Origin of the sequence: Tenacibaculum ovolyticum DSM 18103 (assembly GCF_000430545.1) — a bacterium.
Lineage (GTDB): Bacteria > Bacteroidota > Bacteroidia > Flavobacteriales > Flavobacteriaceae > Polaribacter > Polaribacter ovolyticus.
Genome location: NZ_AUMF01000015.1, coordinates 66,915 through 86,347 on the forward strand (window position 1 = coordinate 66,915; position 19,433 = coordinate 86,347).

The window sequence follows — 19,433 nt, forward strand, 5'->3', positions numbered from 1 at the left end:
AAAATATATTTAAAACTTTTAATAAGTATACATTTACTTACTCTTGCTCTTCAATAGCTTTTTTAATTTTACCTTCAAGTTCTTCTGCTAATTCTGGATTATCTTTAATTAAGCTTTTAACAGCATCTCTACCCTGACCTAATTTAGTGTCTCCATAACTAAACCATGAACCACTTTTCTTTATAATTCCGTATTCTACACCAATATCTAAAACTTCACCAACTTTAGATATTCCTTTTCCATACATAATATCAAATTCTGCAATTTGAAAAGGAGGTGCAACTTTATTCTTTACTACTTTAACTTTAGTACTGTTACCAATAACTCTATCGCCATCTTTAATTTGTGTTCTACGACGAATATCTAAACGAACAGATGCATAAAATTTTAATGCGTTACCACCAGTTGTAGTTTCTGGGTTACCAAACATAACTCCAATTTTTTCACGTAACTGGTTAATAAAAATAACTGTACATTTTGTTTTACTAATAGTACCTGTTAATTTACGTAATGCTTGCGACATTAAACGGGCATGTAATCCCATTTTAGAATCTCCCATTTCACCTTCAATCTCAGATTTTGGTGTTAATGCTGCAACCGAATCAATTACAACAATATCTACCGCACCAGAACGAATTAAATTATCTGCAATTTCTAATGCTTGCTCACCATGATCTGGTTGAGAAATAATTAAATTATCTGTATCTATTCCTAAACTTTCTGCATAAAAACGATCAAAAGCGTGTTCTGCATCAATAAAAGCTGCAATACCACCTGCTTTTTGAGCTTCAGCAATAGCGTGTAATGTTAAGGTCGTCTTACCTGATGATTCTGGTCCATAAATTTCAATAACTCTTCCACGAGGATATCCACCAACTCCTAAAGCTAAATCTAACCCTAAAGATCCTGATGAAATAGCTTCAATATCTTCAACTTTACTATCTCCTAACTTCATTACTGCTCCTTTTCCGTAAGTTTTATCTAACTTATCTAGAGTAAGTTGAAGCGCTTTTAATTTCGCTTCTTTTTCTTTATCTGCTGCCATAAATCGTGCTAATTATATTAAAAATAAGAGTCGCTAAGTTATAAAAAACTACGCTTATTTTACTATATTTTTAAGCTACATTTTGTATTATTGTTTGGTTTAAAATTTTAAATATATGAGTGCTACTATTCTTTTAAAAACAATACATAGTTCAGCAACTATTAATAAAGGAGAGGTTATTAGTTTTATTTCTAATAATGAAGAAATTATGCATTCTAAAAATGCACCTGGTTGGAACGCTTCAGATATAGAAATGTTTCCTATTATTGGGCCTACGAAGTTTAATAATTATAATATTGATACCAAAAATGGTATTGCTAAACAAGACCAACATGGCTTATTACGAGAACTTACTTATAAACTTATTTCTAGTGATGCTACTACTGCTATTTTTGAAAAAAAATATGTAAAAAACACCCTTATAAAAAATTCTAAATTTCCTAAAAAATCAACCCAAGAAAATTTATATTGGCCTTATGATTTTGTTTTTAGAAAAATTATTTCTCTTAAAAATTCATCTTTAAAAATTGATTTTGAAATTAATAGCGAAAAAGGAATGCCTTATATGTTAGGATATCATCCTAGTTTTAAACTTTTAGGTTCTGGAACCGAAATTATAAAAACTAAAGAAAAAGAAATTACTTTAAATGATATTTTAAATGTAGGATCAGCTGCTTATAAAATTTTAAATTCTGATGAAATTATTTTGGTGAAAAATGATTCACCAAATATAAAAATTACGACTACAAATTTTAATAATTTTATGTTGTGGACAGAAGTTAATAATATGGTTTGTTTAGAACCTATAACTCAATATCCTTTATTAAAAACTCAAAATTATTCTGAAAAAAACATGAGAATAAGTTCTGGTAAAGAATTATTTTCTTGTAAAATTGAACTACTTTAATTTTTATTTTTTCTTGTAGAATATGACTAAAATCATCTTTTTAACAATGATTTGTGTCGTATTTTTGCTAAGTGAAGTTTCGACTTACATATAAGATATCTGCTTTTATTTTAGCAATGGTATTAGTATCGTATACTATTTACCAAATATCTGTTGTAGCATATTATATTTCATATCAAGATTATATAATAAAAGAATTATGTGTTCAAAAAGAAAATCAACAGGGTTGTAATGGAAAATGTTATTTAATGAAAAAGCTTACTAATGAAGCTTCAGATAATAACGCTAACACTCCTCCTAAAAATGATAAAAAATTAATAGAAAATTTTGTTTTCTTATTAGCTAAAAATACACTTGTTAATTTTAAATGCGTTTCTGATTTAGACATTAAAAAAATAACGTATCAACAAGTTTTTAAAGATTCTTTATTTATAGAAAAAGAAACACCACCGCCAAAATACTTCATTTAATTATATCAAATATTTAAGTAATAAATAAAATTATTACAGCTTTTTTATACGTTTTATTGGTTAAAATTATACCAATACTTCGTGATGTACCTAATATTTAATAAAATAAAAATGAAAACTTTAAAATATATATTACCAATAATAATTACCCTATTTATTTCATCTTGTTCTAGTAATGATGATAATTTAATTTTAGATGAAACAACGGCATTAAACCAAATACAAACACTTTCTAATACCGATCATGATGTAGAAATTTTTTCTACTGAAAGTAAATTAGAACAAGGGTATAATAATATATACTTAAGAATAAAAGATAAAGCAACTGGTGATTATATAAAAAATGCAAATTTAACATGGAAACCAATGATGCATATGACAAATAAAATGCATTCTTGTCCTAAGTCTTCTATAGAAAAAACAGAAGGAAAGGAAACTTTATATAATGGCTACATTATTTTTCAAATGGCAGAAAATGCAACCGAAAAATGGGATTTAACAATTAACTATACGGTTAATACTATTTCATATTCTGTTAATGATAAAATTACTGTTCCTGCTTCATCAAAGAAAAGAGTTACTGTTTTTATGGATAGTGATAATACAAAATACGTATTAGTTTTAATAAATCCTGATACACCAAAAATCGGTTTAAATGATTTTAAAATTGGAGTATATAAAATGGAAACTATGATGTCTTTTCCTATTGTAGAAAATTATATGATTAAACAAGATCCAAGAATGCCAAGTATGGGAAATCATAGTTCGCCAAATAATACTGATTTAGCATACAATACTACATCTAAAATGTATGAAGGTGATTTATCTTTTACAATGACAGGTTATTGGAAATTAAACTTAATGTTATATAATAATACAAACAGCTTAATTAAAGGAGAAGAGGTTACAGATACTAATGATAGTAGTAGCTTATTTTTAGAGATTGAATTTTAAGTATAATTAAAGCCTTTAATAAATATTTATTAAAGGCTTTATATTTTTTATAAACTATTTTTTTATGAAAAAAATTAAATTCCTTATAGCTTTCTTAACTATATTTCAAACGATTTATTCTCAAGAAGAAAGTACTAAACAAGATACTTTAGAAACTCATAATTTTTTAAAAGAAATTATTATTATAAGTAATAAAAGAAAAGATGTTGATAATAAAAAATACATAAAACCTTTATCTTCTTTAGATCAATTCTTAGAAGAGTCTTCTAAAATTAATATGATTAAAAGAGGTAATTATGCATGGGAACCTACAATTAATAACATGATTTCTGATAGAATTAGTGTTACTATAGATGGAATGCAAATTTTTGGGGCTTGTACTGATAAAATGGATCCTATTACTTCTTATGTAGATGTTTCGAATTTAGAAAAAGTTGCTGTTTTTTCTGGACAACATGGAAATGAAAACGGGCAAACCATTGGTGGTGCCATTGATTTAAAATTAGATAAAAATAATTTTTCACACGTTGGTAGCAAATTAATTACTGGTTTTGATTTAGGTTATGAAAGTAATTCGAATACAAAAATTATTGGTGTAGAAGCAAACTACAACGATAAAAAATTCTTTTTAAATACCGATTTTATAAAAAGAACTGCTGCTAATTATTTTGATGGAAACAATAATGAAGTACTATTTTCTCAATACAATAAGTATAATTTTTCGGCAATAACTGGTTATAAACTATCATCAACTAAAAAAATTGGAGCAACACTTATTTATGATAAAGCTATCGATGTTGGTTATCCTGCTTTACCAATGGATGTTTCTTTAGCCAAAGCTATTATTGGTTCTATAAATTATGAATATACTAATGAAAAAAAGTTTATTCATAATTTAGAAGCTAAAATTTATGCAAATTCTATTACTCATGTAATGGATGATACTAAAAGACCAAATGTTGCTATTCATATGGATATGCCAGGTTGGAGTGATACTTATGGGTTTTATACTAAAATTAAAGCTAAAAAAAATAACCATTCTTTTTTAGCTAACTTTAATGGTTATTATAATAAGTCGTTAGCAGAAATGACAATGTATCCTGCTAACAGTACAGAAAAATTAATGTTTATGCTTACTTGGCCAGACGTAAGAACCTTATATTCTGGTATCTATTTAGAAGACAAACTTTTTATAAATAAAACTACTTCAGCTCAATTTAGTGCAAGAATTGGTTTTCAGAATAATAATATAGCAAGTAATTTTGGTTTAAGTAGTTTACAAATTTTTTATCCTAATTTAAAAGCTTCTAAAAATAGATTTTTACCTAGTATTTCTGCACAAATAACACATAAAAAGAAGTCATTTACTTATACATCTTCTATTGGTTATGGTGAAAGAGCTCCTTCAGTTAGTGAAGGTTATGGCAATTTTTTATTTAATAGTTTCGATAATTTTGATTACATAGGAAATCCGAATTTAAAGAATGAAAAATCATTAGAATTCAACGCTAAAATAGCATATGACAACAATAAATTTAAGGTTAGTTTTGATAACTCTCTATTTTATATTTCAGATTATATTATAGGTAAAATAAATACTGATTATTCACCAATGGTTATTGGTGCAGATGGTGTTAAAGTTTATAGTGCTTTAAACAATGTATTACAATTTAATAGTGCTTTAAGTGCTAGTTATAAGTTTAATTCTAATTTTACTTTAAATAGTACTGTTGGATATAATTATGGTAAAGAAATTAAAGGTGAAAATTTACCATTAATTTCTCCTATTTCGTACAAAGCAAACCTCGTTTACACAAAAGGCTTCTTTAATTCTAAAATTGAAGTAGTTGGTGCAGGTACGCAAAATAATTTTTCTAAAATTTATGGTGAAGATAAAACGAAGGAATACACAATTATAAACCTAGATGCTGGATATAAGTTTTATATAAACAATGATAATATTATTTTAAAAACTGGCGTAGAAAATGTTTTTAATACCTATTATTCAACCTATTCTGATTGGAAAAATATCCCTAGAATGGGACGAAATATTTTTGTTAATTTGTCGTACATTTTAAAATAGCACATGGAAAATCACAGACATTTTATAATTCATAAACCTTATGGTTTTTTATCTCAGTTTATTAACAATCAAACTAAGAGGAAGAAAAAATTATTAGGTGAATTATATAATTTCCCAGAAAAAACAATGGCTATAGGCCGTTTAGATGTTACTTCTGAAGGATTATTGTTATTAACAACTGATGGTAAAGTAAGCGCACAAGTACGTAGTAAAAAAGTAGAAAAAGAATACTACGTACAGGTAGATGGTGTTATTACCCAAGAAGCGGTAAATAAATTAAAAGAAGGTGTAGAGATTGGTTTTGATGGTAAAAAATATATGACTTTACCAGGTAAAGCTTTTTTAATAAAAGATCCTAAATTTCCTTTACAAAACCAAAAAATTCGTGATGATCGTCATGGCCCAACAAGTTGGGTTTCAATAATTATTAGAGAAGGAAAATTTAGACAGGTTCGTAAAATGACTGCTGCTGTTGGTTTTCCTACACTTCGCTTAGTTAGAGTTCGTATTGGTGATATTCTTTTAAATAATATGAAATCTGGAGACTTTATAGAAGTAAAAAAACTAATGTAACTTAAGTTACTTTGTACATAACTATTATAGTATAATTTTACATCTATGAGAGACAATTCTAATACAACATTATATATAGTAGCAACTATAATAATTTTACATTTTTTAGTAGGTTTTGGATATTTACTATATAAAATGACTAAGAAAAAAGATTAATTCTTAATCATTTTAATATGTGGAATACCATCTTCTAAATACTCTTCTCCAACTTTTACAAAACCATGAGATTCATAAAATTTTTGTAAATAAGTTTGTGCAGAAATCGTTATTTTATTTTCGTTATAGTTATCAACAATTGCTTGTATAGATGCTTTTATTAAATCATGGCCATAGCCATACTTACGCTCTGTATCTTTAACTACAACCCTACCAATACTAGGCGTATCAAAATATTGTCCACTATTAAATAAACGTGTATAAGCTATAATTTTATCTTCTTTAATACCTATAACATGTAATGCTTTTTGATCTTTTCCATCAATATCTTGATATACACAGTCTTGTTCTACAACAAAAACTTCAGAACGTAATTGAAGAATCTCATACAGTTCTGAAGTTGTTAACTCTTTAAAATTTTTTATTAAAAATTTCATTTAAATAATTTTATTAAAAATACTTTATAAAAGCTTATTAGCAATTACATGCTATTTTATTTACTCTATCAGCGTGTCTTCCACCTTCAAACTCTGTACTTAAAAATACTTCTACAAAACCTAAAGCCTGTTGTAATGATACAAAGCGAGCAGGAATCGTTAAAATATTAGCATTATTGTGTTGACGTGTTAATGCTACTAACTCATTATTCCAACATAAAGCTGCACGTACACCTTGATGTTTATTAGCAGTCATTTGTGCACCGTTACCACTACCACATAAAATAATACCCATTTCTGCTTGTTCAGTTTCTACTGCTTCTGCAGTTGGATGAATAGCATCAGGGTAATCCATACTATTCGAATCATTAGTTCCAAAATTAATTACTTTATGACCTAATTCTTCTAATAACTTTATAATTTCAAATTTATATTCGGTACCTGCATGGTCGTTTCCGATGGCAATTGTCATAATTTGTTGATTTTAATTTAGTTGTCTACTACAAAAATACAGTTATTCATGGTTATCAACAGTAATTAACAATGCTTTTTTTAGTATTCTTAATAAACTACTAAATATAAAGTACTTAAGTAGTATTAGTTAATTGTTAAGAAGTAATAATATATTTTAAAAAGTTTATTTGATTATTTCATTTTTTTTAACAATACAGCGAACATTATGACATACGCAACTTTTTTTATGAGTTTCTAATAAACATTTATCAACATAAAATTAACCTCTTCTTTACAGTGAAAATAAAATTAACTATTAATATTTTTTAGTTTACATCTGTTTATAACTATTGTTAATAACTCTATTTTATAGTTGATTTTAAACATGTTATTTATATAATAACATGTTTATTTTATTTAATAAGTGATATCACCAAAAATTAAATCATTTATTTATGCTACATATTAACACACTATAATAACAATCATTTCCTTTTTTAAATTTTAAAAATCTTTTATATATATATTATATATGTTAATAACATCTAATTTAAAAAAATAGAAAAATTTTAGAAATTAAGAATCTACTATAGAAACAACTTAAAAGAATAAAATTCTTAATTTTAAGTATATAAAACTAATGATGTTGATAAATAAGAATAAAACGTAATTACGCTTTAACTTCTGCTAGTTTAAAACATAAAATTTAAGCATAGTTTTAGTTATATTTAAACTTTATAAAGAAGAAATAATAGAAAAGGAAATGTATTTTACTTATTATAATACCTACGAATTGGTACTATTAAACTGTCTTATTACTTGTTTTAATAAGATTTAAGGTGTCTTTAGCTTTTACAAGCTCTGTAGGTGCTTTTTTATTTAAAGTAGTATTAATACTTACTACAGTTACAATAATACCTGTAATAAATATGAATATAAATAAAGCAATTATTTTACGTAAGTTTTTCATAAGTTACGACTTCTTATTATAAAGACGATACTTATTTATAAATGTTACAGTTTTGTTAAAATAATTTTAATTTTATGAAATTACAAATTGTAGTGCCTTATGAATAATTGAGGCTGTTACCTTTCCTTTTCCTATTAATTCACCGTCAGCCTGTATAAATGGTTCATTTTTAGTACACATAGGAGTTACTAACAAAGTGTTTGTAGTAAAGGTTTCTACTTTCTTATGTTGTGTAATTAACCCGTTATATAATTTTTTAATATTTATCACTAAATTTAAAAGAGTTAAATTTTTAGCTATTGTAATATCAAAAAAACCATCATTAGAGTATTTGTAGTCAGTTAGTTGCATTCCACCTGCTGAGTATTTACAAATACCAAAAAGAGTCATTAAACATTTTGTTTTAATTGATTTATTATCTACTTCAATAGTAAATTTTGTTTTTTTATATAAAAATAAACCAGCAATTCCACTTAAAAGGTAGGCTATTGCACCAAATTTTTTTAGTTTATTTAACTTATTAACAACATATCCATCATAACCTATACCAGCTACATTATTAAAAAAAGTAGCAGTATTACTTAATTGTAAATGCCCTATATCTTGAAAAATAGTCTTCTTTTGCTTAATTAAATTTACTGCATTATTTATGTTATTTGGTATGTTATAAGTCTTAATCCAATCGTTTCCTGTACCTAAAGGAATCACTCCAACCGTAATATTAGAAGATTTTACATATCTTTGCGTCATAATTCCGTTAACTACATGATGTAGTGTACCGTCTCCACCAACGGAAATTATATTTCTATAACCTTGTTGAATAGCAGTGTGTACCAATTCAATTTCGTGTTTAGAATACGCTGTAAAAGCATAAGAAAAATCGATATTTTTTTCGTTTAATAACTGCTCAATTTCTTTCCATTTTTTAGAAAGTTTTTTATTTCCTGAAACAGGATTAGCAATTATAAACCAAGAATGTATCATAAATATTAAAGTATAATATTGCCAAAATACAAAATAGATTGATAACATTTATTTAATAAGCAACAGCTTAAATTTATTTGTAAATTGGTAACATTAAAATAAGAAGAAAGATTAATGACAAGAAAGAAAAAAATCTACAAAAAAAAAGGAAAAGTAATTAGAGACTTAACTTTAAAGATTTTCAAAATATTAAAAGAAGACAGTTCAAAAACTTATAATCATAAACAAATTTCAGCTAAAATCGGAATTTCTGATACAGACGGAAAAACTCAAGTCTTAAAAAAATTAGTTGAATTAACTGCAACAAAAAAAATTAAAGAAGTTGATAGAGGTAAATATCAAATAAATCAAGATCGTAAATACCATATTGGTACGTTAGATTTAACATCTAATGGGAATGGATATTTTATGTCTGATGATTTTGAGAATGATATATTTATACCTTCAATAAACTTAGGTAAAGGGTTACATCAAGATACTGTTAAAGCATTTGTTTATAAGAAACGAAGATCTAATAAATTAGAAGCTGAAGTTGTTGAAATTATTGAACGTAAAAAAACTGAGTTTGTTGGTGTTTTACAAATGAATAAAACATTTGGTTTTGTAATACCAGATAGTCAAAAAATGCCTGCTGATTTATTTGTATCTCAAAATAAATTAAACGGTGCAAAAGATGGTGAAAAAGTAGTCGTTAAAATGACTGATTGGCCTGAAAATTCTAAAAATCCGTTTGGTAAAATTACTCAAGTTTTAGGTAAACCAGGAGAACATGAAACCGAAATTCATTCTATTTTATTAGAATATGGATTACCATATGAATTTGCAGAAGAGGTTGAAAAAGAAGCCGAAAATTTACCTATTGAAATTACCGAAACAGAAATAGGAAAGCGTCGTGATATGCGTAAAGATTTAACTTTTACGATAGATCCTAAAGATGCAAAAGATTTTGATGATGCATTGTCATTTACCAAATTAGAAAATGGTAATTATGAAATAGGAATTCACATTGCAGATGTATCACATTATTTACAACCAAAAACTATTTTAGATGATGAAGCCTATGATAGAGCAACATCAGTTTATTTAGTTGATAGAGTTGTACCTATGTTACCTGAAATGCTAAGTAACGGAGTTTGTTCTTTACGACCACATGAAGAAAAATTAACATTCTCTGCAGTATTTGAAATAAACGAAAAAACACAAATTGTTAACCAATGGTTTGGTAGAACGGTAACATATTCAGATCAACGATTTGCTTATGAAGAAGCACAATCAGTTATTGAAAATTGTAAATTATCTGACAGTATAGAACCATATACAATGCCAGCTGATATTTCGATTATAGATACAGAATATCAAGTAGCTCCAGAAATTGTAGAAGCAACTTTAAAATTAGATGAATTGGCTAAAAAATTACGTAAAAAGCGTATGAAAGCTGGTGCAATATCATTTGATAGAGTTGAAGTGAAGTTCGATTTAGATGAAAAGGCAAATCCTGTAGGAGTTTTCTTTAAAGAATCTAAAGATGCTAATAAACTTATTGAAGAGTTTATGTTACTAGCAAACAGGAAAGTAGCTAAATTTATTGGTTTTTCTAAAGGAAAAGAAACTAAGAATACATTTATATACCGTACACATGATGAACCAAATATTGATAAGTTAGCTTCATTGCAAAACATTATTAACAAGTTCGGTTATAAAATAAATACTGAAACGAAAGAAAAAACATCAGAATCTTTAAATAAATTATTAGCAGATGTTCAAGGTAAAGGTGAAGCTAATATGGTTGAAACCTTAGCTATACGTTCTATGAGTAAAGCCGCTTATACTACTCAAAATATTGGGCATTATGGTTTAGCTTTTGATTATTACTCACATTTTACTTCACCAATTCGAAGGTATCCAGATGTAATGACACATCGTTTATTACAACATTATTTAGATGGTGGAACTTCTCCAAAATCAGATGAGTATGAAGTGAAGTGTAAACACTCATCTCAAATGGAAGAAATGGCTGCTAAAGCTGAGCGATCTAGCATAAAGTATATGCAAATTAAATATATGAAAGACCATCAAGATGAAGAATTTGAAGGTGTAATTTCAGGTGTTACTGAATGGGGTATCTATGTTGAAATTTCTGCAAATAAATGTGAAGGAATGGTTAGAATTAGAGATATAAAAGATGATTATTATATTTTTGATGAAAAACAATATGCTATTGTAGGACAATCATCAAATAATATAATACAGTTAGGTGATAAAGTTGTTGTAAAGGTAAAAAATACAGATTTAGAGCGTAAACATTTAGATTTTCATTTAATTTCGCATTAAATGAAAAAATATTATTTTGGATTGATACTCATTTTATATTTTGGATGTAAAAATTCTAGTATTAATAGTATGGAGAATACTTTAGGATTTATTCTTCCCAAAAATTATATTATTTTAAAAGATACAATTGAAGGTAATATTGATTATATAGTTAGTATAGAAGTTAAACTAAAAAATAAAAGAGATAGTAAACAATTAATTAATAAATTAGAAAAAGAGTACACTTTAAAAAATATTAAAAATGGTTATAGCTTAAAGGTAGAAAGTAATGATTATAATTTCTATCCTTGCATATTTAGCATAGATACTTTGAATAATACATTATTATTTAAAGAATTCCACTATTAATAACAATAAATTTTAATATTTGTCTTTATAGTACTGGTATAATTATTGGTTATATTAAGTAACTAACAAATTTTATGATGAAAAAAATAGTATTTTTAAGTTTGTTTCTGATGACAATGTTAGCATCAGCACAAACAACAATTACAAAGAAATTAGGAGAATTTACCACTATTAAAGTATTTAATGGTATTAATTTAGAATTAGTTAAATCGACTGAGAATAAAATTATTATTACAGGACAAAAAGCAGAAAAAGTAACTGTAAAAAATAAAAATAACACTTTAAAAGTCGCTTTAAAATTTCCTGAAACAACAGCAGATGGTAAAGTAAGAATAACGGTTTATTATGAATCAATATTACAAGTAATTGATGCAAATGAAGGAGCTACTGTAACAGGTAAAGGAATAACACAGCCACAAGTTGAAATAAAAGCCCAAGAAGGCGCTTTTATTAACATGGTGGTTAATGTTAAGCATTTAAAGGTTAAAAGTACCTCAGGAGCTGTTATTAAGCTTTCTGGTGTTACTAAGAACCAAACTGTTGAAGCTAATTTAGGCGGAATGTATCATGGGTACAAATTAATGGTTAGTGACCTAAATTATGTACGTGCTGGTTCAGGATCTAAAGTAGAAGTGCAATCAGGCGAAACATTAGATGCTAAAGTTTCTTTTGGAGGATCTATTTTTTATAAAGGAACTCCTGAAGTTTTTAAAGATAAAAAAGTAATTGGAGGTGTAATAGAACAAAGAAGTTAATTTTGTATATTTGCTTTGTAAAATTTAATTAAAATGGTTGCAAACACTATATTTTTAGGAATACCTGGAGGATATCAAATAGTAATAGTATTAGTAGTAGTTTTATTACTTTTTGGAGGTAAAAAAATACCAGAACTAATGAAAGGACTTGGATCTGGAATTAAAGAATTTAAAGATGCTACTAAGGAAGGTGAAGAAATTTCTGAGGAAAAATAAATAACCTATAATATTAAAAAAACCGAAACTAATTAGTTTCGGTTTTTTTTATGTTTAAAATTTAATTGCTGTTCCGGAGGCTGTTACCATTAACATTCCTCCATTAGGACCAACAGTTTCATAATCTAAATCAACACCAACTATAGCATCAGCACCTAAAGAAACTGCTCTTTCTTGCATTTCTTTTAAAGATGTATCTTTTGCTTCACGTAAAACTTTTTCGTACGAAGATGAACGCCCACCAACAATATCTCTAATTCCGGCAAAGAAATCTTTAATAAAATTTGCTCCAATTATTGTTTCACCAGTAACAATACCTAAATAAGCTGTTGCTGGTTTATTCTCAATAGTAGGGGTTGTTGATATTATCATAGTTTATGATTCTTTTTTATTTGCATTAACTTCTTTCATACTCTCTCCTATTTGATTTGTTGCAGCAAAGCTTGCAACCATATCATTTAACATAGAACTTGCCGCATTTGGGTTATTAGGAAGTAAAATTAAGTTACTATTAGTATCTGCTCCAATAGATTGTAATGTATCGTAATGTTGTGTAATCACAATTAATGCAGATGCTTCTTGTGAGTTAATTCCTGCTCTATTTAAAACTTCTACTGATTCTTCTAAACCACGAGCAATTTCTCTACGTTGATCTGCAATACCTTGTCCTTGTAATCGTTTACTCTCTGCTTCAGCTTTTGCTCTTTCAACTATTAAAATACGTTGTGCATCTCCTTCATATTGTGCAGCAGTTTTTTCTCTATCTGCAGCATTAATTCTATTCATTGCTTCTTTTACTTGCGCATCAGGATCAATATCTGTTACTAAAGTTTTTATGATATCATAACCATAAGTCATCATTGCTTCGTTTAATTCAGATTTTACAGCAATAGCTACATCATCTTTCTTAACAAAAACATCATCTAACTTCATCTTAGGTACTTCTGCACGTACTACATCAAATACATAAGAAGTAATTTGATCGTGAGGATAATCTAATTTATAAAAAGAATCATACACTTTATCTTTAACAACTTTATATTGTACAGATACTTTAATTTTAACAAAAACATCATCTAACGTTTTCGTTTCAATAATTACATCTAATTGTTGAATTTTTAAACTTAATTTCCCTGCAATTTTATCAACTATAGGAATCTTAAAATGTAATCCTGATTGACGAATACTTTGAAATTTTCCAAATCTTTCTATAATAGCAGCAGTCTGTTGTTTAACTGTAAAAAATGATGTTAACACAATGATTAATCCAATAAATATAATTGGATAATAATAAATAGGCATAGTTTTATTTTTTTTTAATTAGTATGATTGTAAAGATACATATTTCTATGTATCTATTTATTTGACGCATATTTTATAAAATGTTACATTTTTTTACTTTAAAAGTTATATTTGCTAAAAATTAACTATATGGAACTTATTCAAAAACATGCAACAGAACTTTTAATTCTACTTTTTTTAATTGTTACTTTTTTACAATCAGGTATAGATAAGGTTACAGATTGGAATGGTAATGTATCTTTTATTAAAGAACATTTTAAAAATTCACCTTTTAAAAACATGGTACCTCTTTTACTAGTTGTAATTTTAGTGATGGAGTTACTTTCAGGTGCTTTTATGTTTATTGGTATTTTTAATTTGATTACTGTAGGTAATGGAGCATTAGCTTTATTAGGAATTCAAATTGCTGCTTTATCTTTAATATTTCTTTTAATAGGACAACGTTTGGCTAAAGATTATGCTGGTGCAATGACTTTAGCAGTTTACTTTTTAATTACCATTTTTGGTATGTATTTATTACATAAGTAAAATTTATTAATAAAATATTTTATATAATAATTAACTATATAAAACCCTCTCAAATCTTAGATTTAAGAGGGTTTTATATTTTTTTAAATAAAGTATATGTTTATTATTATTAAAGACCTTTAAATGTATCTTAAAATAGATTTTAGCTGTTTTTTATAATATATATTAATGAAGAATACTCCTTGTTTTTTATGGCTTTCATATTTGACTTAAAACCTGTTAAAAAAGCATGAATAGGTCTTGATTTTTTTGATTTATATTTTTCAGATAAAAGAGATACATAATAAGAATCAAATTTCATAGGTAATATTTTTTCAACTTTCATTTCAATAGAAGAGAACAACTTTTTTATTGAATTTTTTGAAAAATGCCATAAGTGTCTTGGTACATCATAAGCAGCCCAAAATTCCTTATAGTGTTTTGCATCATAACTTTTAAAATTAGGAACAGCTATAATTAAAACACCATTAGGTTTTAATAATTTTTTTAATTGATTTATATATTCAATTAAATTAGGAATATGTTCTAGTACATGCCAAAGTGATATTACATCAAACTGATTACCTTCGTATTCTTTAATATCACTTTTTAAATTAACATTTTTTTCAATTGAAAAATTCCTAGCTTTTTCTGAAGGCTCTACTCCACTAATGTCCCAATTATTATTTTTACAAACTTTTAAAAAATCACCAGTACCAGCACCAACATCTAAAATTGTTTTTTCTTCTGTGTTAAAAGAATTAATTAATTTTAATTTTTGGTTAAGTGTGTGATTTTTCACTAATTGATATATTCTATCAAAAATTGTTTTTTTACTATCTGTATGAGAAATGTAAGATTCGCTTAAGTAGTAGTTTTCTAAATTTATAGGTACTGGTGAAGTAACAAGCATGTCATACTCTTTGTTATGCATTATTTCATAACTTTCATTAGAAACTGTATGATCTATGCAATTTAAATGCGGAGCAAGATTTACATAAAGGTCTTTTTCTCTATCCAATTTGTTTACTTTTTTATAATGTTCCATGTGGAACATTATTTATGTTCAATGCAATATTACGTAAAAAGAAAAAAACGTTCGGTATAGAACGTTTTTTTCTTTTTATAAACTCAGTCATTATATTACCTTCCCATATAAACTAAAAGCACTGAGATATCACTTGGTGATACTCCACTTATTCTACTTGCTTGTGATATTGAAGTAGGTTGTATGTTTATTAACTTCTCTCTTGCTTCAATAGATAACGAATGTACTTTACTGTAATCAAAATTAGTAGGTATAACTACTTTCTCTAACCTGTTTAATTTATCAGCATTGTTTTTCTCTTTATCAATATATCCAGAATATTTTAAATGAATTTCAGTTTGTTCTAAAACATCAGGATTCATTTCGTTTTCTTTTATATAATTGCTTAGTTTCTCAATACTGTTAAAGTCACTTAAGTTTAATTGAGGTCGCGTAGCTATTTTTATTAGCTTCATTGTTTGGTTAACAATAGATAATCCTTTTGATTCTAGAATAGGATTAATATCTTCCTTCTTTACACTTAAGTTTGTTATAAAGTGAATTAACTTATCAGTTTTTTCTTTCTTCTCAACTACTCTATCTAATCTTTCTTTAGATGCTAAACCTAATTTGTAACCTAACGGAGTTAATCTTAAATCTGCATTATCTTGTCTTAATAATGTTCTGTACTCTGCACGAGAAGTAAACATTCTATATGGTTCTTCTGTTCCTTTGGTTATTAAATCATCTATTAATACACCAATGTAAGCCTCACTCCTTTTTAAAATAAATGGTTCTTTATTTTGGGTTTTTAAAGCAGCATTTACACCTGCCATTAAACCTTGTGCAGCAGCTTCTTCATAACCAGTTGTTCCGTTAATTTGTCCTGCGAAGAATAAATTTTTAATAAGTTTGGTTTCTAGATTATGTTTTAATTGTGTTGGTTGAAAAAAATCATACTCTATTGCATAGCCAAAACGCAAGAGTTTTACATTTTCAAAACCTGGTATTAATCGAATTGCTTTGTCTTGAATATCTTCTGGTAAAGATGTAGAGAAACCATTCACATATATTTCAACAGTATTCCATCCTTCTGGCTCTACAAATATTTGGTGACGATCTTTATCTGCAAAACGATTAATCTTATCTTCTACTGAAGGACAGTAACGAGGTCCTGTAGATTTAATTCTACCATTAAACATTGGAGATCTATCAAAACCTTCACGTAGTATATTGTGTACATCAGTATTTGTATAAGTTAAATAACACGAACGTTGTTCTGTTAGTTTTTTTGAGGTAGGTAAATAAGAAAATTTTTCAGGGTTTTCATCACCTGGTTGTTCGGTCATTTTAGAGAAATCTAATGACCTTGCATCTACTCTTGGAGGAGTTCCAGTTTTCATTCTTCCAGATTCAAAACCTTTACTAACTAGATCTTCTGTTATTCCTGTAGAAGCACCTTCACCTGCTCTACCACCACCAAATGTTTTTTCACCAATATGGATTAATCCATTTAAAAAAGTACCGGCAGTAATGATCACAGTTTTAGCTTTTATTTTTAAACCTAATGCTGTTTTAACGCCAGTAATTTTATCACCTTCAAACATTAACCCATTAACAGAGTCTTGGTAGAAATCAAGATTATCTGTTTTTTCAAGCATTGTTCTCCAGCATTCTGCAAACTGCATTCTATCTGATTGTGCTCTTGGACTCCACATAGCAGGTCCTTTTGATTTATTTAGCATTTTAAACTGAATAGCTGTCTTATCAGTTACAATGGCACTATAACCACCTAATGCGTCAATTTCGCGAACTATTTGCCCTTTTGCTATACCACCCATTGCAGGATTACAACTCATTTGAGCAATGTTTTGAAGATTCATTGTTATAAGCAATGTATGTGCACCCATGTTTGCACTTGCTGCTGCAGCTTCGCTACCAGCGTGCCCACCTCCTACTACAATTACATCGTATGTTGTGTTAAATAAACTCATATTTTTATTCTGTTCCACGTGGAACTGTTTTAGTTTTTATTTAAAAGTTTTAAAGAATCGTTTTCTTTAGAACGCATAATTTCTTTTTCTTTATCAGTTTTATCTTTGTACTTCATGTAATGTAAAACACCATGAATAATAACTCGATGTAATTCATTTTCAAATAATACATTAAACTCCTTAGCGTTTTCTTTTACTCTTTCTATTGATATGAATATATCTCCCCCAATCAGTTTTCCTAAAGTGTAATCAAAACTAATGATATCTGTAAATGTATCATGCTGTAAAAATTCAACATTCATTTTGTGTAAATAAGCATCATCACAAAATATATAGTTGATCTCCCCTAGTTCAAAACCATCTCTTTCAATACAGTTTTGAATCCATTTATTTGTACCTTCTTCATCTTCTAATTTAAACTCGGTTTCGTAATTAAATATAATCATTTTAACTTATTTGTCATTATTGTAAAAGCATTTAAGTTACGAGAGTAACCTATATATCTAAAGCTATCTTTTAAAAAGCAGCTTGATTCTTTTTTAAGATCTGTGATCTTTTCTAATTGATCAATGTATTTTTGTTTATCTACTTCTTTATAAATAGTATCTTCATTACTATCTAATAAGTCATAATTTTGATTTAAAACCAATTCGAAATACCTCTTACCTTTTTTAATTAAATAGTTTTCAAAATGAAAGTCATTTGGTTGAGCAGGACCAAAACCTCTAGGCCTACTGAAATTGACTTGATTCATTATCATTTGTTGTTGCATCATAAATTGATGATGATGCAACCACCAATTATAGTTATAAGAGTAAGTTTTATCTACATAATCGACTCTAATTTTTAGATTATTATTCTTCGTTTTGTTTACTGTTATAGTTGCATTGTGTTTTACTCTACTTGCTTTCTTTAAGAAAATTTCTACTCCATTAAAATCTTCATTTCCTTTAATAAAAGCATTTAAATTATTATCTATTGAGATTTCTTTAATTGCTTTTTTAGTGTTAATGCCGTATATTTTTATGTATCCTTTTTTCTTAGTCATGGCAATTTGAAAAAGCTTTCTGTCAGAAAAATATGAAGTAGCTTTGTTAAATTTTTTGTCAGAATAATTTTTGAAAGAAAAATATTCTGGCTCAGTGTTAGTATTTAAATCAAATTTTAAAAACTGAGTAACACTTTTCTTTTTATTATTTAGTGAAAAACCTGCAACATTTACATTTAAAGGTTTATCCCCTTCTTTAGTAAAATAAAGAATATTGTCTTTGTAATATAATTTAACTTGTTGTGTAGAACCATTAGCTACAAACTCATCAGTTTTAATAGTGCTTATATTTTGATCTTTAAAAAAGTCTTTATAAGAACTATCTTTTTTTAATTCAAAAGAAAAAGATTTTTCTTTATCATTTCCATCATATTTTTTAATTGAAATTTTGTCATCTGTTTTATAAAGTAAAATAGAATTACTCTTATTTGTTATAACTGTTGAGAAATCTTCGTGATCTATTGGAGTGTTTTCAGTTACTTTTTTGGTGAGAAGATTGATGCTTACTTTCTTTAAAAGATGTTTTTTTTTTTCTTTATATGAAAGAAGAAGTGTTAATATATTGTTCTTTTTATGAAAAGAAATAGTGCTAAATTCTTTATTATTTTCAAATGGATTAATTTCAGTAATTTCCTTTCCATTGAACAAAAAAGGATGAATAGTATACATCTTGTTTTGTTTGTTTTTAGAAAAAATTAAATGAAACGATTCGTTATCATTTAAATCACCAGAAAAAGTTTTTTCTGTTTTAAAGTGCTTAGGAAGTTTAATTATGTTGTTAGTAATAGTATTGGCAAAACTAGTTGCAATAAATAGTAATACGAATGAAAAATTAATAAATAACTTCATTTAGGTGGTTTAAAGTGTTTAAAT

At 26.8% G+C, this 19,433-nt stretch carries 21 protein-coding genes; 10 read left to right on the forward strand and 11 right to left on the reverse strand.

Annotated elements, in window-relative coordinates:
* Positions 1-37: 37 nt before the first annotated feature.
* Positions 38-1,045: a recombinase RecA gene (gene recA / locus H518_RS0105440; protein ID WP_028888128.1), complete on the reverse strand. Its 1,008-nt coding sequence runs from the start codon at positions 1,043-1,045 to the stop codon at positions 38-40.
* A gap of 115 nt (positions 1,046-1,160) precedes the next feature.
* Here recA and H518_RS0105445 point away from each other — a divergent pair, with 115 nt between their 5' ends.
* From H518_RS0105445 to H518_RS0105465, 5 genes are all read left to right on the forward strand, one after another.
* Positions 1,161-1,952 (forward strand): aldose epimerase family protein, encoded by a 792-nt coding sequence (locus H518_RS0105445; protein WP_028888129.1) that lies wholly within the window; start codon positions 1,161-1,163, stop codon positions 1,950-1,952.
* A gap of 71 nt (positions 1,953-2,023) precedes the next feature.
* The gene (locus tag H518_RS19300) at positions 2,024-2,422 is read left to right on the forward strand and encodes a hypothetical protein (RefSeq protein ID WP_043706555.1); all 399 of its coding nucleotides are present in this window, start codon (positions 2,024-2,026) and stop codon (positions 2,420-2,422) included.
* Positions 2,423-2,533: 111 nt separating this feature from the next.
* Entirely contained in the window at positions 2,534-3,376 is an 843-nt protein-coding gene (locus H518_RS0105455; protein WP_028888130.1) for a hypothetical protein, read from the forward strand.
* A 64-nt stretch (positions 3,377-3,440) separates the two neighbouring features.
* Positions 3,441-5,459 (forward strand): TonB-copper family protein, encoded by a 2,019-nt coding sequence (locus tag H518_RS0105460; protein WP_028888131.1) that lies wholly within the window; start codon positions 3,441-3,443, stop codon positions 5,457-5,459.
* 3 nt (positions 5,460-5,462) lie between these two features.
* A complete protein-coding gene (locus H518_RS0105465) occupies positions 5,463-6,032 on the forward strand; it encodes a pseudouridine synthase (protein WP_028888132.1) in 570 nt (189 codons plus the stop codon).
* Between the two features lie 152 nt (positions 6,033-6,184).
* On the opposite strand, the gene H518_RS0105475 is transcribed toward H518_RS0105465, so the two are convergent.
* The 4 genes from H518_RS0105475 to H518_RS0105490 form a co-directional block, all read right to left on the reverse strand.
* The gene (locus tag H518_RS0105475; RefSeq protein WP_028888133.1) at positions 6,185-6,625 is read right to left on the reverse strand and encodes a GNAT family N-acetyltransferase; all 441 of its coding nucleotides are present in this window, start codon (positions 6,623-6,625) and stop codon (positions 6,185-6,187) included.
* Positions 6,626-6,662: 37 nt separating this feature from the next.
* Positions 6,663-7,097 (reverse strand): ribose 5-phosphate isomerase B, encoded by a 435-nt coding sequence (gene rpiB, locus H518_RS0105480; RefSeq protein ID WP_028888134.1) that lies wholly within the window; start codon positions 7,095-7,097, stop codon positions 6,663-6,665.
* 783 nt (positions 7,098-7,880) lie between these two features.
* Positions 7,881-8,048 (reverse strand): hypothetical protein, encoded by a 168-nt coding sequence (locus tag H518_RS21275; protein WP_169720514.1) that lies wholly within the window; start codon positions 8,046-8,048, stop codon positions 7,881-7,883.
* 72 nt (positions 8,049-8,120) lie between these two features.
* Positions 8,121-9,080: a diacylglycerol/lipid kinase family protein gene (locus tag H518_RS0105490; protein ID WP_051263674.1), complete on the reverse strand. Its 960-nt coding sequence runs from the start codon at positions 9,078-9,080 to the stop codon at positions 8,121-8,123.
* Between the two features lie 66 nt (positions 9,081-9,146).
* Here H518_RS0105490 and rnr point away from each other — a divergent pair, with 66 nt between their 5' ends.
* From rnr to tatA, 4 genes are all read left to right on the forward strand, one after another.
* Positions 9,147-11,363 (forward strand): ribonuclease R, encoded by a 2,217-nt coding sequence (gene rnr / locus H518_RS0105495; RefSeq protein WP_028888136.1) that lies wholly within the window; start codon positions 9,147-9,149, stop codon positions 11,361-11,363.
* A complete protein-coding gene (locus tag H518_RS0105500; RefSeq protein ID WP_028888137.1) occupies positions 11,364-11,711 on the forward strand; it encodes a hypothetical protein in 348 nt (115 codons plus the stop codon). It begins immediately after the preceding gene.
* Between the two features lie 77 nt (positions 11,712-11,788).
* Entirely contained in the window at positions 11,789-12,466 is a 678-nt protein-coding gene (locus tag H518_RS0105505; RefSeq protein WP_028888138.1) for a head GIN domain-containing protein, read from the forward strand.
* A 33-nt stretch (positions 12,467-12,499) separates the two neighbouring features.
* The gene (gene tatA, locus H518_RS0105510; RefSeq protein ID WP_028888139.1) at positions 12,500-12,682 is read left to right on the forward strand and encodes a twin-arginine translocase TatA/TatE family subunit; all 183 of its coding nucleotides are present in this window, start codon (positions 12,500-12,502) and stop codon (positions 12,680-12,682) included.
* Positions 12,683-12,736: 54 nt separating this feature from the next.
* Here the strand turns inward: tatA and H518_RS0105515 are convergent, their stop codons facing one another.
* Positions 12,737-13,054: a heavy metal-binding domain-containing protein gene (locus H518_RS0105515; RefSeq protein WP_028888140.1), complete on the reverse strand. Its 318-nt coding sequence runs from the start codon at positions 13,052-13,054 to the stop codon at positions 12,737-12,739.
* Positions 13,055-13,057: 3 nt separating this feature from the next.
* Positions 13,058-13,984 carry an SPFH domain-containing protein gene (locus tag H518_RS0105520; protein WP_028888141.1) on the reverse strand — a complete coding sequence of 309 codons (927 nt, stop codon included), beginning with the start codon at positions 13,982-13,984 and terminating at the stop codon, positions 13,058-13,060.
* Between the two features lie 129 nt (positions 13,985-14,113).
* On the opposite strand from H518_RS0105520, the gene H518_RS0105525 reads away from it, so the two are divergent.
* Positions 14,114-14,512 carry a hypothetical protein gene (locus H518_RS0105525; protein WP_028888142.1) on the forward strand — a complete coding sequence of 133 codons (399 nt, stop codon included), beginning with the start codon at positions 14,114-14,116 and terminating at the stop codon, positions 14,510-14,512.
* A gap of 142 nt (positions 14,513-14,654) precedes the next feature.
* Here H518_RS0105525 and H518_RS0105530 read toward each other — a convergent pair whose 3' ends face one another.
* The 4 genes from H518_RS0105530 to H518_RS0105550 form a co-directional block, all read right to left on the reverse strand.
* A complete protein-coding gene (locus H518_RS0105530; protein ID WP_051263675.1) occupies positions 14,655-15,539 on the reverse strand; it encodes a class I SAM-dependent methyltransferase in 885 nt (294 codons plus the stop codon).
* A gap of 95 nt (positions 15,540-15,634) precedes the next feature.
* Positions 15,635-17,512, reverse strand: coding sequence for a tRNA uridine-5-carboxymethylaminomethyl(34) synthesis enzyme MnmG (gene mnmG / locus H518_RS0105540; protein WP_028888144.1), 1,878 nt, complete (start codon positions 17,510-17,512; stop codon positions 15,635-15,637).
* Positions 17,513-17,541: 29 nt separating this feature from the next.
* On the reverse strand, positions 17,542-17,958 hold the full coding sequence (gene ybeY / locus H518_RS0105545; RefSeq protein WP_028888145.1) for an rRNA maturation RNase YbeY: 417 nt from the start codon (positions 17,956-17,958) through the stop codon (positions 17,542-17,544).
* Positions 17,955-19,409 (reverse strand): hypothetical protein, encoded by a 1,455-nt coding sequence (locus H518_RS0105550; protein ID WP_028888146.1) that lies wholly within the window; start codon positions 19,407-19,409, stop codon positions 17,955-17,957. The genes ybeY and H518_RS0105550 overlap by 4 nt, the downstream gene beginning before the upstream one ends.
* Between the last annotated feature and the right edge of the window lie 24 nt (positions 19,410-19,433).

Excerpts from the sequence above, each read along its gene's own strand:
- H518_RS0105520 (WP_028888141.1), bottom strand. The coding sequence starts at position 13,984 with ATGCCTATTTATTATTATCCAATTATATTTATTGGATTAATCATTGTG.
- H518_RS0105505 (WP_028888138.1), top strand. The coding sequence starts at position 11,789 with ATGAAAAAAATAGTATTTTTAAGTTTGTTTCTGATGACAATGTTAGCA.
- H518_RS0105525 (WP_028888142.1), top strand. The coding sequence starts at position 14,114 with ATGGAACTTATTCAAAAACATGCAACAGAACTTTTAATTCTACTTTTT.
- H518_RS0105500 (WP_028888137.1), top strand. The coding sequence starts at position 11,364 with ATGAAAAAATATTATTTTGGATTGATACTCATTTTATATTTTGGATGT.
- H518_RS0105475 (WP_028888133.1), bottom strand. The coding sequence starts at position 6,625 with ATGAAATTTTTAATAAAAAATTTTAAAGAGTTAACAACTTCAGAACTG.
- H518_RS0105515 (WP_028888140.1), bottom strand. The coding sequence starts at position 13,054 with ATGATAATATCAACAACCCCTACTATTGAGAATAAACCAGCAACAGCT.
- H518_RS0105490 (WP_051263674.1), bottom strand. The coding sequence starts at position 9,080 with ATGTTATCAATCTATTTTGTATTTTGGCAATATTATACTTTAATATTT.
- H518_RS0105455 (WP_028888130.1), top strand. The coding sequence starts at position 2,534 with ATGAAAACTTTAAAATATATATTACCAATAATAATTACCCTATTTATT.
- tatA (WP_028888139.1), top strand. The coding sequence starts at position 12,500 with ATGGTTGCAAACACTATATTTTTAGGAATACCTGGAGGATATCAAATA.
- rpiB (WP_028888134.1), bottom strand. The coding sequence starts at position 7,097 with ATGACAATTGCCATCGGAAACGACCATGCAGGTACCGAATATAAATTT.
- recA (WP_028888128.1), bottom strand. The coding sequence starts at position 1,045 with ATGGCAGCAGATAAAGAAAAAGAAGCGAAATTAAAAGCGCTTCAACTT.
- H518_RS0105460 (WP_028888131.1), top strand. The coding sequence starts at position 3,441 with ATGAAAAAAATTAAATTCCTTATAGCTTTCTTAACTATATTTCAAACG.
- H518_RS0105445 (WP_028888129.1), top strand. The coding sequence starts at position 1,161 with ATGAGTGCTACTATTCTTTTAAAAACAATACATAGTTCAGCAACTATT.
- H518_RS0105530 (WP_051263675.1), bottom strand. The coding sequence starts at position 15,539 with ATGGAACATTATAAAAAAGTAAACAAATTGGATAGAGAAAAAGACCTT.
- mnmG (WP_028888144.1), bottom strand. The coding sequence starts at position 17,512 with ATGAGTTTATTTAACACAACATACGATGTAATTGTAGTAGGAGGTGGG.
- H518_RS21275 (WP_169720514.1), bottom strand. The coding sequence starts at position 8,048 with ATGAAAAACTTACGTAAAATAATTGCTTTATTTATATTCATATTTATT.
- H518_RS0105550 (WP_028888146.1), bottom strand. The coding sequence starts at position 19,409 with ATGAAGTTATTTATTAATTTTTCATTCGTATTACTATTTATTGCAACT.
- H518_RS0105465 (WP_028888132.1), top strand. The coding sequence starts at position 5,463 with ATGGAAAATCACAGACATTTTATAATTCATAAACCTTATGGTTTTTTA.
- ybeY (WP_028888145.1), bottom strand. The coding sequence starts at position 17,958 with ATGATTATATTTAATTACGAAACCGAGTTTAAATTAGAAGATGAAGAA.
- rnr (WP_028888136.1), top strand. The coding sequence starts at position 9,147 with ATGACAAGAAAGAAAAAAATCTACAAAAAAAAAGGAAAAGTAATTAGA.